Consider the following 13807-nt stretch of genomic DNA (forward strand, 5'->3'; position numbering starts at 1 on the left):
ATTCCACTCCTGGCTCGGACACGTCTTCCGGAACACGCGTGAAGGAACCCGTTTGCTCAGTTCCTCCGGCCTCCCTCGCGCTCTCGAACAAGCTCGACGACCGTCGCGTCTCCGGAGATGTTCAATGTGATCTCGGACTCCTCTCCAAGTCGAACAACTCCCACGCGTCGTCCATCCTGAACGATGGCATAAGCCATGCGCTCCGTCTCCTCGGGAGACTTCTCTCCCGGCGCAGCGTCTCGGAGCGAGACCTTGAGCAGCGTCACGTGCGCATCGGCCGTTCGATTCTCGATCACCATCCGAATGCGCCCGACGTCCCTTGCGACGAAAATCGGCCGTTCGGCGGCCAGTCCGTCCCGGTCCAGTTCGATCGCCATTCGGAAATCGGCAAGCACGATGTGGAATCGTTTCCGCAGCCCATCGCGCGGGATGACCGAGAACCCGTCTTCCGACGCGGTGAGAGCGCCGCCGTAGGCGAACCAATCGAAGAGCGGATCGCGCGTCAGGATCGTGGCCGCTGCCCGAAGGGCGCCGCCGAAGCCGAGATCAATCTCGCCATCGTAATGCCAGGCTCCCCGCGGCATATCCTTCCGAATCCACGCGCGCCCGAACTTGGCCGTCATGAACTGCCATCCCGCGGCTCCGTCATTCTCTTTGCCGGGGAACCAGAATCCGTAATTCGTCTCCGGTCGCCCCGTGTTCATCAGCGACCAGGAACTCAGAATTGAGGCATAGCCGAGTTGAAGCCAGTCGGCGGGATCGGCTGCAAAATGGATGGCGTAGTCGAGGATCGCCCATCCTCCCATCGCGGCCATGTAGCTCATCGCGCCCACATCGGAGGAGCCGGTGAAATCCGCTCCGAGCAGGTAATAGGCCGCCTCCAACCATCCGCGAACGGCCAGATTCGCCCGCAACTGCCGCTCCATGAATGCCCGCGCATCTTCCTTTCGCACGACCGGATGCGAGTACCACTTCCGCAGTCGCTTGTCGAACCAGAGATTCTGGTCCGGTTTCATCTCGTGCGTGGCTCCGTACTTGGCCACGGCGTAGGTCGTCTCGAATGCCGTTCGGTCGAACGGATATTCCGAGCGATAGGGATAAGGGTCGTCGTAGATGAAGTATTTGACTTTCTTCTCCCACTCGCTGCGAAGCCACGCCGCTTTCTCCGGAAATCCCTCTCGCTCCAGCGCAGCGATGAGCGATAAGATCACCACTTCGTTGTAGCAGCCGATCTTGTACGTCTCGTACTCCTCCGGCAAGATCTCGTAGGGATAGAGGAAGTAGGCCCGCGCCGTCTGGTAAGCGCGTTCGAGATACCCCTGCGCATCGAGATAGCGTACGAGGTGCGGATATTTCCTGGCGATCTCGTACATGTGGAAGTAGAGCATGATGACGTGAGGATAATCGAACGAGCGCCAGATGGGCATCTTGTCGAGATGGCGATTCCGAATCCCGGCGCGCGCTCTTGGATCGGGATCGCGATTCACCTTCCAGTTGGGCACGCCGTAAATGCCGTAGGGATACGGATGCTCCCGATCCGTGCGTTGCAACCCTCCCCACACGAAGTGCTCGATATAGTACTCGACCGACGCGATCTCCTGCGGATCGGGAAAGTGCACGTTTTTCGCCGCGACGAACGGAGCTTTGCCGAGGGCGGGATCATCGGAGGCCAGCACATATCCCCACCAATAGTCGAATCCATCGGTGTCATCCGGGCTTCGCAAGACGTTGTTCTTCATGTCGTAGACCGAGTAGAGCCCGTTGTACCACTTGGACGGATCTCGATGTTGCTGCCGCTGGGTGATGAACCGGCTTCGCTTTTTGATCAGAGTCTCAAGCGGCTCCGTCACGAAGAACTCCAGATATGTTCGTCGCCCACCGTCGTGTCGAATCGTCAGCACATTCTCGCCGAGCCGCGAGAAGGCGATGCGATAGAGGTGATGATGGGGATGCCGCTCGCCGAGATACGTGATGCGCGTGTGCTCCGGGAACTCCGGCTCCAGCGCTTCGATGCGGGCCTTCGTGTGAAGGGCGAGTGTGGCCGTCAGGTCTTCGGGGACGGTCATCCCGGGGACGACGCGAATATCGAAGAGTCCCTCCCGATAGAGAATCTCGCGCATCTCCGCATACGACCGCGCCCACTGAAATCGAACCCCATAGCGAATTTTGCTTCCCGAAGCGCCCGCCGGCTGTAGCTCTAAAAACGTATGCGGCTGCCGCCAGCTTCCCCGCGTCTCGCGTCCACCGGAGAGCCCCGAATGGATATAGGCGCGATAATTCCGCCGCCCCTCGGACGTGTAGTACTCGAACTTCGTTCCCGGATGGACGGTGATGACGAGATAGGGAGGCTCTCCATTGGGTCGCACAAAATACAGGAACGATCCATGCCCGCTGATGAAATGATGCTTGGTCCAGCTTCGCTCGAAAATCGTTCGCGTCTCTCCCGCGGGGAAGCGCCAGGGGATCGGCAATGCGAGGTCTCCGATCTGCACGGGGAAGTTCATCGTCGTCTCGATCTCGATCGTCCAGTCGAGAACCGCACCCTCGATTTTGAACTGCTGGAGCATCTTGAGCGGTGATCCGGGATCGAAATCCGTGTAAGTGAGCGCGCCTTTGTCCGGCTCCGCTTGGAGCGTTCGAGTTCCGGTGTAAATCGGCAGCCAATCGCCTCCTTCGACCCGGTAGGTCACGACCGGTTCCCCCAGACGACCCTCGCCGCTCAACAGATCGGCCTGAACGGGATCATGAGGATTCCACAACCGGGTGATTCCCCGACGATCATAGACGAGCGTGAAATTCTCGGTGCGAATTGTCCCCGAAAGGTTTTGTCCCGATACCGGTCCGAATCGAAAGGGAAAAGCTGCGACCAGGCTCAGGATGATGAGCGATCGTGCTGCGTTCGGTTTCATCCGAAGCACCCTTTCAAAGAGCGGCGCCGGCGTTCCTGCCTGCGGCCGGGGGCAGACTCGGAAGCTGGCGCCACTTTAGGGATTTTCAATTGCCCGTACTCTGGGAGCGCCCACATCTTGCGGACAACAGGCAGGCGAGAAGCGTGCGCTCTCCGGGTAAACTCATTTACATGCCCTAGATTCCCGCGCGCTGGCGGGCGCGACGGATCACCGCTTCCATCTGATCACGATAGGTCGTGAAGGTATCGTCCACGACGCTGAGCGTGGGTATCTGCTCATCCCGAAGCAAAAGCGTCGCCGGATTCCAGCGACCGAAGCCGGCTTCGTGCACGCCGGTGCTGCCCCGTCCCGGAGCCGGATGGCTGAGGTGCTGGAAAAAGCGCGCGTATTTCTGCACGGCTGCCGGATAGGCGAACTGCGAGAACACATGATAAAGCGGGATGAACTCCAGCAGCGCGTCGTAATGCATCTCGCCGCAAGCCAGCACGTGCGGATATTTCGCCCGCAGGTCGAGGACGAGCCGTCGAGTCCCTTCGTGCATATCGGCCTTGGGATTGTTCACCCATCCGCCGACGATGTCGAGGAAGTAGGCATCCACGCCGTACCGTTCGATGACCTCCGAGATGCGTTCGAACAAATGCTCGCGCCAGGAGGCGACGCCGAGATTCATATACGAGAGCCAGCCGTCCTGATGGCGATCGTTGTCCCAATCCACCCAGTTGAGATCGAAGCGATCGCCGTCAATCTTCGCCGTGGCCGCATCGGCCAGACGGGCGAAGACGGGCTGCTGGCGATTGGCCGCATTCGCTCCGAACATCGGCATCATGCGGAAGCCCAGCCGCTGGGCTTCTCGAATGAGCCGACGAAAGCCGTCCTCGCCGCCCATGCGCGGAGCGGGCCGATAGAGGGGATAGTCCCAGTAGTATCGGCCATCCCAGGCTGAGAGGAAGACGAGCACGCGATCAGCCGGGATGCGCTCGGCCATCCAGCGAAGGATCTCCCCCATGCGGGCGTAGTCGTTGAAGATGTAGCCCGTGTAGTGCATGCCGTGCAGCGTCACCACCAGCGCGATCCGCCGCAGCCATTCGGGAACGTCCTCGCGCGTCTCCCACGGTCGCAGGCGATAAACCCGTTCCAGGTGTTCATAGTGCCCGCGCGCGATCGCCTCCACCGTCGGCGCTCGCCCAATGCGCCAGCGAGGAAACGTCACCGTCGTCGGGCGCGTCCAGCCTTCCAGCTCGCATACGGCTTCCAGGCGATAGCCTCTCTCGCCCGGCTGGAAGTAGTAGCGTTTAGTCCGCACGCGATCATCGAGCGACGAGATGAAGAAGAAATCCCGCTCTCCCGCCTGCACGATGGCCAGCGGTGTTTCCATGCCGCGCGCCGATCCCGGACCGAACAGGTCTCCGCCGGAGAAGGGATAGCCCAGAAGCACTTCGTCCTCTCGCGGATCGAAAAAGCCCTGCAATGCACTGGAGATGCGACCGCGCGGCACGCCCCGGATGATCGTCGTGGCGGCTTTCAGGGGACGGTCCATGCGCACCGTCACCTCCCACTCGATGAACGCGCCACGTTTCTCCAGGCGCGCCCGTAACTGTCCCGGAGCCTTCTCCTGTCCTCCCGCCCACACGAACCGATCGCACCGAAGTTCCAGCGCCTCTCCGCGCGCGTCCACCGTCATTCGCTCTCGGTCCAGACTGTAGACGTTCTCGTGGGTGAAGATGAGGAATCCGAATTGATACCCCTCGAATTCGACCGACGGCTCCGGGAAATCGAAACTGAACTTCATGTACGACCGCCCGCGCGGCGGGACATGAACGCCGGTCGTCGAAGTGAACGGATGAATGGTCCCGTTGGGCACTTGAGGAAGAATGCGAGGGGGACTGGAGCGCGAGGAAGCCGGAGTAATGATCGCTCCGGCTCCCACAAGCCCCAGACCCTGAAGCAAGGCGCGACGAGAGAGGCGCTGGTTCATCGTCGTTTCCCTCCATCAGCAGAAATCGCCGCTCACATCATCACCGTCCCAGATCATAAAACCGCCAGGAGGAGCGGAAATCCCGGGTGAGCGGCTGCCGGGTGAGAATGGCGCGCACCATCTCGACCGGGATGCGTCCTTCCTTGAGGATGGCATCGTGGAAGGCGCGATTGGTCATCTTGCCCGACTCGACCAGCTCGCGATGCAGGGCGCGGAATTGCAAGCCCCCGAGCAGGTACGCCGCCTGGTAGAGCGGGCCGTACTGTCCGCCGAACGACCGACGGACCTCCCCTTCGGCATTGGCGCGCTCGTGTCCCACCCGCGTGACGAGAAAGTCAATGCATTCCTGCGGAGTCATCTCGCCCAGATGGAACTTGAGCGAGAAGATGATCCGGGCGCAGCGGTGCATCCGCCAGAAGAGCGCCCCGATGCGATCCTCCGGCGACCGATGGAATCCCAGGTCCCACAGGAGTAGTTCCCAGTAGAGCGCCCAGCCTTCGCCCCAGAAGGGCGTGCTGAAGAGATTGCGGTAGGGTTTGTATCGGGCCGTCATGAAGCCTTGCAGATGATGGCCGGGAATGAGTTCGTGAAAGACCGTCGCCCGCGAGAAGTGGCGATTGTTCCCCCGCAGGCTCATCATCTTCGCCTCGTGCGACATCGTGTTGGTCGGATAGGAGACGGTGATCACTTCGCCACCGGTGAAGAAAGGATTGACGAGTTGTCGCTCGGGCGACATCATCTCCATGCGCCAGGTCTCCTTCGCTAACGGAGGGATCGTCACCAGGTCACGTTCTTCCAGGAACCGAATGGCCTCCAGCGCGAGATCGCGGACGAGTTCCGGCTGCTTGCCGGGTTCGACATAGCGGGTCTTGACATATTCGAGCGCCCGCTTCCAATCGTCCCCGTAGCCGAGTTCGCGGGAGGCCCGCTTCATTTCGTTTTCGCACCAGGCCATCTCCCTCTCGGCAAGAGCAAGGAGTTCCTCCGGCGTATAAGGGATCATCTCCCGGGCCAGTTCGGTCATAAGGGCCTCGCGCCCGATGGGATCGCCGATGATGTCGGCCCCACCGGGTTCGGCACTGATCGGGCGCGGCGGTGCGGCTGTCCGTCCTCCGCCCGGAGCGCTCCGGAACTGTCCTCCGGGAGAAGTACGGGCGGCTGCCACGTCGGCGCCTGCTTCGCCCGTCTCCGCCCGAATGCCCACAATGCGCTCGCGGAGAAAGGCGATGTAGCTTTGCAGCGTTTGATCCACCTGGCGATAGGGCGCCTCCGCCCACCAGGTGAAAAGCGGATCATAGCCGTTGTAGAAGGTGAACCAGTTGCGAAGTGTCGTGCGCAGATCGGTCAGCACAGTGGCCGCGCGATTGGCCACTGTCTTTTTGAAAATCGGATTGGCGGATGCCCCTTCGGCGGAGCCTCGCCGCCTCAGTTCCGTTTCGATTGTGCGTCGCGTCGCCTCGATCTGTCTGTTGAGGTCATCGAGCGAAGCGGCTACCTTGGCCGGGTCAATCGCCTCCATACGCCGTCGTGCCTCTTCCAGCCCTATAATGATCGAGGCAAACGGCATCAGAGGTTCGATCTCAGCGATCTGTTTCGCCTGAATGTCCAACTGGCGCAGCTGATAGTCGAGATAGTTTCGGAACAGCAGATAATCCACCTTCCCATCGAAACTGAGCCCGTCAAAGGGGAGCCGATCCAGGCGCGCGCGCCAGTCGGTGTAGAACTGCTTGAGGCGCTCGCGGCGCGTCGGCGAGATGGCGATGGTGTAAAACCGGTTGAGATTTCCCAGATCCACCGAGTACCGTTCAATGAGAGGGCGAATTTCGCTCGAGGATCGGTCCAGGTCGTCGGCATCTGCAGCCGGAGTCGGCTGAGCCGCCGTTGGCCGGGACGACGTCCGCTGAGGTTCATTCGACGGCTTGCGGGTGGATGACCACGCGGGAGTCCACCCGCTCAGCATCACTTCAACGACCAGAATCATCAGGGCCAGTGTTTTCATCTTCTCTCCCCTCCTCCGAAAAATAGCCTGCGAGACATACGGAATGACGCGAAAAATCTCCGCCCACGGATGATAGGGTTCTCACGGATCACTCATCCGTCTTTTTCCTCCGCGGGTGACTCTCATTAACCATAGTTTTTCGGCCGAAGTCCTTCGGAAAATCCCTGGCAGTGCAAGTTGCTTGCCTGCCTGGTTCGACCTTTTGCGCGGCCGGCCGTTTGCCGGGGTGCTCCCGGGTTGTGCAGCGCAGGCTTTTCCCGCTCGCCGTTCATCGCGGGCGGGAAGGTTTGCGCTACGTTTTGATTGCTCGCCAGCGACGGAACAGCTCATAAACGGGGAATCCCGTAAGCACAATGACCAGCCCCGGCCAGGTGGTTGCCGGTCGGTAGATGAAGAGGACGATCACAATCGTCGCGGCTCCCGCAATGTAAAGAAGCGGCACAAAGGGATAGCCCCAGACGCGATAGGGGCGTTCCAGATCGGGTCGCCGGGAGCGCAAGCGAAAGATGCCGACGATCGTGGCGATGTAAAAAAGAAGCGCCGCCGAGATGACATAATCGAGGAGATTGCTGTAGAGGTTTCCGTACCGGCCGGTCGCTTCATTGTAGGTTCGGGGGAGGACCAGTGCCGCTGCCCACAGACCTTGCAGCAGAAGCGCCCAGCCGGGCACGCGCGCTGAGTTCAGGTGACCCGCGAAGTTAAAGAAGAGGCCGTCCCGGGCCATGGCATAGTAGGCGCGGGCACCGGCCAGTATCAACCCGTTGATCGTCCCGAACGTCGAAATCATGATGGCTCCCGCCATGAGCATCGTCCCCGTGCCGGGGAAAATCCGTTCGAGCATCGCCGTCGCCACTCGATCCGAAGGAGCCTGTTGAATCCCCGACAGCGGCAGGGTCACGAGATACGCGGTATTGGCCAGCAGATAAAGGGTGATGACGATGCCCGTGCCGAGGGCCATGGACAGGGGAATCGTGCGTTTGGGATTTTTCACCTCTCCGGCGGTGAAGGTGATGTTGTGCCAAGCATCGGCGGAAAAGAGCGATCCCGTCTGTGCGACGCAGAGGGCGACCAACAGCCCAAAGAACGTCGTCGCATCCAGTCCGGGAACAATGGCCACCTGGCCGCGCGCCGTCCAGAGGTCGCCGAAATTCATCTCCACCGCCTGCGCGTTCCAGCCCACCAGCAGCCCCAGCACGATCAGAGCGATGAGCGCGCCGGTCTTGGCCGTGGTGAAAAGGTTCTGCACGATCTTACCGTATCTCAAGCCGCGGCTGTTGATCCACGTCAACAGTCCGATGACCGATACCGCCACCACTTGATTGGTGGACAGCGACAGCGCATAGCCTGACGACAGATGCACCGGTCCGATCAGGTAGCGCTCCTCCGAGATCGTCGGCCACAGTACGCCGAAAAAGCGAGCGAAAGCGACCGCCACGGCGGCAATCGTGCCGGTTTGAATGACGAGAAAGAGCGTCCAGCCGTAAAGGAAGCCCCACAGCGGCGAGAACGCCTCGCGAAGGTAAACATACTGGCCTCCGGCGCGCGGCATCATCGCGGCCAGCTCGCCGTAAGAGAGGGCTCCCGCGATCGTCAACACACCGGTGATGACCCACGCCAGGAGCAATCCGCCGGGACTGCCGATCTGCCGGGCCATGTCCGCTGAGACAATGAAGATGCCCGATCCGATCATGATTCCCACGACAATCATGGTGGAATCGAACAGTCCCAGCGCTCGAGTAAACTCCCCGGGCGCTTCGTGAGGAACATCCTTTGCGGTGGCCTGAAAGGGTTTCACCCTCATCCTCCCTTGTGAAAAATGATCTCCCAGCGGGTGAAAGGTTCCGGCGGATCACGCCTCAGGTGGGCGGTTTCATCCGTTGGCGAACGCATTTTCATCGTGGGGTGCGTGAGCGCATGGGCGATTCCCGCGGAAATGGGGCACAGACTTTCGCGTCTGCGCACCGTCGGGGAAATCCGGGCTCCGTCGGGCCGGTCACTCCGTTCAGTGGTGCCCTGTTTTCTCTGCGGCTTCAGCTCGCTTTCGGGAACCGGAGGAAAGGCCTGGAGCATCCCCCCTCGTCCGACGAGTTTCTCGATATCGTCTAATTCCGAGGGCAAGAAATCGGTGAAATTCTCCACGCCCGTCTCCGTCACGACCACCACGTCTTCATACCGGAGGTAGAGATTCTCTTCGGGCACGCGCAACTGCGGATCAATCGAGAAGACCTGTCCGGGTTTGAGCACATCGCGCGTATAGGTGCCCACATCATGAACGGCCATTCCCACGGGATGAGAGAAGACGCCTCCTCCCGTTTCCACCAGCCGACGGGCGGCCCGTTCGTAAATCGGCTTGGAGAACGTCGTCCGGCGAAAGACGTCCTCCATCGCCGCTCGGGCTTCACTGAGGATCGTTTGCACGGTCACGCCGGGACGAATGCGGGCGAGGACGGCGTTTCGGTACTCCAGCACGAACTGGAGCAACTCCCGCTGCCAGGGGCTGAAGCGACCGCTCACCGGCCACATGCGGGCGACATCGCTGGTGTAATAGCCGTAGTCGGGAGCATAGTCCATCAGGACGAGATCGCCTTCCTTCAACTGATCGAGATTGCGGTAGTAGTGGATATTCCAGATGTTGGCCGTGCCGGAGGCGACAATCGAGCGATATCCTTCCAATCGGGCTCCGTTGACGAGGAAGACGTAGCGGGCGACGGCATCGAGCTGATACTCATAGACGCCGGGTCGCGTGGCTTTCATCGCTTCGATCAAACCGAGTCCCGCCAGTTGAGACGCCCGGCGAATGAGGGCGATCTCGCGGGGACTTTTCACGCTCCGCAGCTCATCGAGGATGGGCGAGAGGTCCCGTACTTCCACCTGAGGAAAGCGCGTGCGAAGGAGTCCGACAAAATGCGCCTCCCGTGAAGGACGCCCGTCCCAGTAATCCAGCGCGATGCTGGATTGCGCAGCCAGGAGTTCGCCGCGACTCTGGGCAGCGCCTTCGGCCGGGGCCATCGGCGTGTAAATCACCGGAGCGGGCCGTCCGAGAAACTGGCGCATCCAGTCGGCCGTCATCGCCGATGTGCTCAACACCTCATCCACACCGGTGAGCTGTTTCACCAGTTCGGCATCCTCGGCCGAGAGGACGCGCCCTTCAGCGCTCTCCAGCCGCGGATTCCGGGGCGGCAGCACCAGCGTCACCCGACGCGTTCGTCCATCCAGGATAATGTAGGAGTGAGGCGTCTCCACCCCGCAGAGGTAATAGAACTCGTTGGTCTGACGGGGATAAATGAACCCTCCGACCTGCGGCGCTCCTTGAACAAGGGCAACGGCCCGATCCCCGATTCGATCAAAGATCTTGTTCCAGCGGGCCTTGAATTCGTCCGGCGGGAAGTGCGATTGGTAATACGGTCGGCTCTGGCCGCAAGGTCTCAGCGGCACAAGAAGGATCATCCCCAGGGTACACCACCATCGCATCCTCAGCATGATGACGCCTCCGAAAAATGCCGCGCGGGTTCGTCCGGCCGGTGCACCGCCGCACGCTGAGAAGGTGGGCGGTGCACCGAGCGCGGTTACTTTTTCGCGTTGGTCGTACTGTCGGCGGCGACTTTGAGCCGCTCTTGTTTTTGCTTTTCGACCATGCGGGCGACGTCGGCCAGGAGCTTTTTGGCATCGTAGACGATACCGTCTTTGATCGTCCACTTGATGCCGCCCACGCGCTCGACCTTACCGGTCTTATCGTTGAGCTTGATGGCGCCCGTCCCGTAGAGAACCTTCAGATTCTCCAGCGGATTCTGATCCACGATCACCAGATCGGCCAGCATTCCCTCGCGCACGATGCCGAACTCCAGCGGTTTCCCCTTGGGTTCGTGAAGGGTGAGCGCCCCGTTCAGAGTCGCTGCCTGAATGACTTCCAGGGGATGAAACCCGGCCTCCTGAAGCAGCTCCATCTCCTGAATGAACCCGAACCCGTAGGTGTTGTAGATGAAGCCGGAGTCCGACCCCACCGTCACGCGTCCACCGATCTTTTTGTAATCGTTGAGCAGCCGGAACCAGACCTGATAGAAATTCTTCCAGGCGACTTCGTCCCATGTCGTCCAGTAGTACCAGTAGGAACCGTGATTGGCCCGGTTGGCTTCATAGAAGTCCATGAGCGAGGGGAGCGTGTATTTCTCGTGCCAGTCGGCATTGCGCATGCGCATCTGGTCGCGGCTGGCCAGATAGGCGACCATCGTGGGATCGAAGGTCGTCCCCAGTTTCTTGTGTTCTTTGAGATAGTCGTTCCACTCGGGACTGCCCGGCGGATGAATCTTGTCCCAGAGCCGGGCGACCTGACCGAAGCGATCCTGTTCGTTGTAGTAGTTGTAGTCAACGGGCCAGGGCTGCACGACGTAGTCTTTGAGCAACGCTTCAAAGTGGCCGTAGAAATGGGTGACGGTTCCCAGTCCCAGGCGGGCGGCTTCCAGAGCATCCATGCGGGCGACGCCGAGTTGCGAGAGGTGAGCCGTTGATCCCAGTCCGTGCTTTTTGGCTTCATCCAGCAGCGCCGCCATGATCTCCGGAGGATAGGCGTCGAGCTTCAACCCATCCACGCCGTTTTGCGCCGCCCAGCGCACCCACTCGCGGGCCTCTTCGGGCGTTCTCACCGGGCCGCGCCCCCAGCCGGTGCCCGGGCGCTGGTAGTTGAAGATGCGCGGAGCCACGATCTCATTGCGGGCGCTACGCTCCTTCTCTTTCACGGCGATCTCGTTGGGAGCGAGGGGAACGCCGCGCACGGTGGTGACCCCATGCGCCATCCAGAGTTTATAGGCGTACTCGGCTTCGGGGTTTTTGGGCGGTCCGCCGGCGTGAACATGCATGTCCACAAAACCCGGCAGGACGTACATCCCGGTGGCATCAATCTCATAGTCGGGGTTCTCCGGCGGGCGATTGGGCCGCAGGGGAAGACCCGGCGTGCCCGCCACCCGAATTTCCTTAATCCGGTTGTTTTCGATGACAATGTCCACGGGGCCCCGCGGCGGCGCACCGGTACCATCAATGAGGATGGCTCCGCGAATCACCAGAGTTCGGAACGGGCCGACTCCCTCATCGGATCGTCGCGGGGGAGCGGGAATCAACTGGGCGTCCGGCTGTCGTTGCTGACTCAGTACCGGCAAGGATAGTCCACTGCTGGCAATGACGAGGAAAAGAAGCAGACCACTCACCACCGTTTTTGACTTTCGATTCATAAGCCTCCCTCCGAAAGCGTGGTCGTGCCGGCTGGAGGCCGGCACGGATTCTCATCGGGGAAGAATCCCTCCTGACCGATCACGCTCTCCCCGATTGATCATCGTCGCTGCCCCATTCAGTCAGGCGTACCTCCAAGGCTGTTGAGATAGCGCTCCGTCCTGATGCGGGCGAGCGCATATTCTATCACGACCGCTGCCCGTGGACGACACGGGGCCGCCGATCTTTTTACTGCTCCTCGCGCTCCGATGGCGGATGACGAGCCTGGCCAGTTCCTGCCTCGCGCGTCGCCCTTAAAATGCCAGGCGAATTCGGAACTGGACCTGACGGGGCAGCGTCATCGTCGTCGTCGTGCGACCGAAGGCCGTCGAAGTGATGCTGATCGGAACGACGCTGAACGTTCCCCCCGTCGGAACTTCAAAGATCGGATGGTTGAAGGCATTGACGAACTCGGTGCGAAATTCCATGCGCAGTTTCTCTCCCACCAACGGCAGGGCCTTGGCCACCGAGAGATCGGCGGTCACAAAGTTCGGACCGTAGAGATAGACGAAACTGCCGAACTGCCCCGGCGTGGTCGGCGGCAGGAGGAAGGCGGGATTGGCTCTGCCATCGCTCCCCACCACTTTCGGATCGAGGAAGAAGACGTCGGGCCGACCCGACGGCTTAAAAACGCCAACCATCTTCTGGAGATCGGAGGAGGTCACGCCGTTGAGGACCACGCCGGCGTCTTCCTGGTTGACCGTGTTCCGACCGCTGCTGAGTTTGAAGGGAAGGCCCGTCTGCCAGCGAACGATCCAGCCGACCACCCAGTTGCTGATCACTTTGTTGGCGACGGAACTGGTGGAGGCAAATCGCCGTCCCGGTCCGAAGGGAAGCTCATAGGTGCCGAACGCCTGGAAGACATGCCGGATGTCGAACGGCGACGGTCCCCGATCCAATCGCCGATTTCGCAGCGTTGCGAAATTGCTCGCATTGTCCACATTCTTGTTATACCGATCCGTGAGCGCATGACCCCAGGAGTAATTGAGATTGAAGGTCAATCCCCGCGAGAATCGGTGCCGCAACTCGACCTGAAGTCCGTTGTAGCTGGAGAAGGAGTTGTCGCTGAGCAGTCGCGCCGTCCCGACAAAGGGATTGAGTCGGAAAAAGTTGACCGGAAATTGTCCTGCTGAGGTGAAACCGAGACGGGCGCAGGGTTCAAATGCGCTCCCGACGAGACGACAGAAATAGGTCGAGTTAGACGAAAGAATGTTGGCCAGTGCTCCCGCCTGTCCCGTTTGCAGCAACGTGATGAAATTGCTGTTGCTGAATCCCTGACTCGGGGGCAGGCCGGCAAAGGCGGCTTCAAAGATGCGGAGCGGGACCTGGCCGGGAAGCCCGACATTGGCGAAGCTGTTCTGTCCGTTGGCCCGGCTGATGGCGAGATTATTCTGCGCCGCCAGGAATTCGCGGAGGAAGCCGTTTTCGTAGATATTCACCTCGTTGATGTTGAACGTGTGCCAGAGGCGAACGCCCCGATTCCCGACATAACGAATCTCCAGCACCGTCCCCGACATCAGCTCGCGTTGCAGGCTCACCGTCCAGGACTGAACGTAGGGCGCACGGATGTTCGGATCAATCGTCGAGATCGTCGTGTTGGTGAAGGCGAAGCTGGCCAGCGGCAGCGGAAAACTGAAGCTGGCGGGGAAAAACCGAAACGGCGGT

General features: G+C 60.8%; 7 protein-coding genes. All 7 read right to left on the minus strand.

Annotated elements, in window-relative coordinates; all coding sequences use genetic code 11:
* Window positions 1–56: 56 nt before the first annotated feature.
* Entirely contained in the window at window positions 57–2909 is a 2853-nt protein-coding gene (locus tag VNM72_08180) for a DUF5695 domain-containing protein (GenBank protein HXF05379.1), read from the minus strand.
* Window positions 2910–3084: 175 nt separating this feature from the next.
* On the minus strand, window positions 3085–4884 hold the full coding sequence (locus VNM72_08185; protein ID HXF05380.1) for a hypothetical protein: 1800 nt from the start codon (window positions 4882–4884) through the stop codon (window positions 3085–3087).
* Window positions 4885–4924: 40 nt separating this feature from the next.
* The gene (locus tag VNM72_08190; protein ID HXF05381.1) at window positions 4925–6883 is read right to left on the minus strand and encodes a DUF885 family protein; all 1959 of its coding nucleotides are present in this window, start codon (window positions 6881–6883) and stop codon (window positions 4925–4927) included.
* Window positions 6884–7175: 292 nt separating this feature from the next.
* Window positions 7176–8678, minus strand: a complete 1503-nt coding sequence (locus tag VNM72_08195; GenBank protein ID HXF05382.1) for an amino acid permease — start codon at window positions 8676–8678, stop codon at window positions 7176–7178.
* A 2-nt stretch (window positions 8679–8680) separates the two neighbouring features.
* Window positions 8681–10363 (minus strand): aminopeptidase P N-terminal domain-containing protein, encoded by a 1683-nt coding sequence (locus VNM72_08200; GenBank protein HXF05383.1) that lies wholly within the window; start codon window positions 10361–10363, stop codon window positions 8681–8683.
* An 86-nt stretch (window positions 10364–10449) separates the two neighbouring features.
* On the minus strand, window positions 10450–12105 hold the full coding sequence (locus VNM72_08205) for an amidohydrolase family protein (protein HXF05384.1): 1656 nt from the start codon (window positions 12103–12105) through the stop codon (window positions 10450–10452).
* A gap of 291 nt (window positions 12106–12396) precedes the next feature.
* Window positions 12397–13807, minus strand: a 1411-nt coding sequence (locus tag VNM72_08210) for a carboxypeptidase regulatory-like domain-containing protein (GenBank protein HXF05385.1), incomplete at its 5' end; no start/stop codon positions are given.

It is taken from the genome of Blastocatellia bacterium (genome assembly GCA_035573895.1).
Lineage (GTDB): Bacteria > Acidobacteriota > Blastocatellia > HR10 > HR10 > DATLZR01.

What these genes read in the sequence shown, in the direction of transcription:
- VNM72_08180 (HXF05379.1), bottom strand. Translation starts at nt 2,909, where the DNA reads ATGAAACCGAACGCAGCACGATCGCTCATCATCCTGAGCCTGGTCGCA.
- VNM72_08185 (HXF05380.1), bottom strand. Translation starts at nt 4,884, where the DNA reads ATGAACCAGCGCCTCTCTCGTCGCGCCTTGCTTCAGGGTCTGGGGCTT.
- VNM72_08200 (HXF05383.1), bottom strand. Translation starts at nt 10,363, where the DNA reads ATGCTGAGGATGCGATGGTGGTGTACCCTGGGGATGATCCTTCTTGTG.
- VNM72_08205 (HXF05384.1), bottom strand. Translation starts at nt 12,105, where the DNA reads ATGAATCGAAAGTCAAAAACGGTGGTGAGTGGTCTGCTTCTTTTCCTC.
- VNM72_08190 (HXF05381.1), bottom strand. Translation starts at nt 6,883, where the DNA reads ATGAAAACACTGGCCCTGATGATTCTGGTCGTTGAAGTGATGCTGAGC.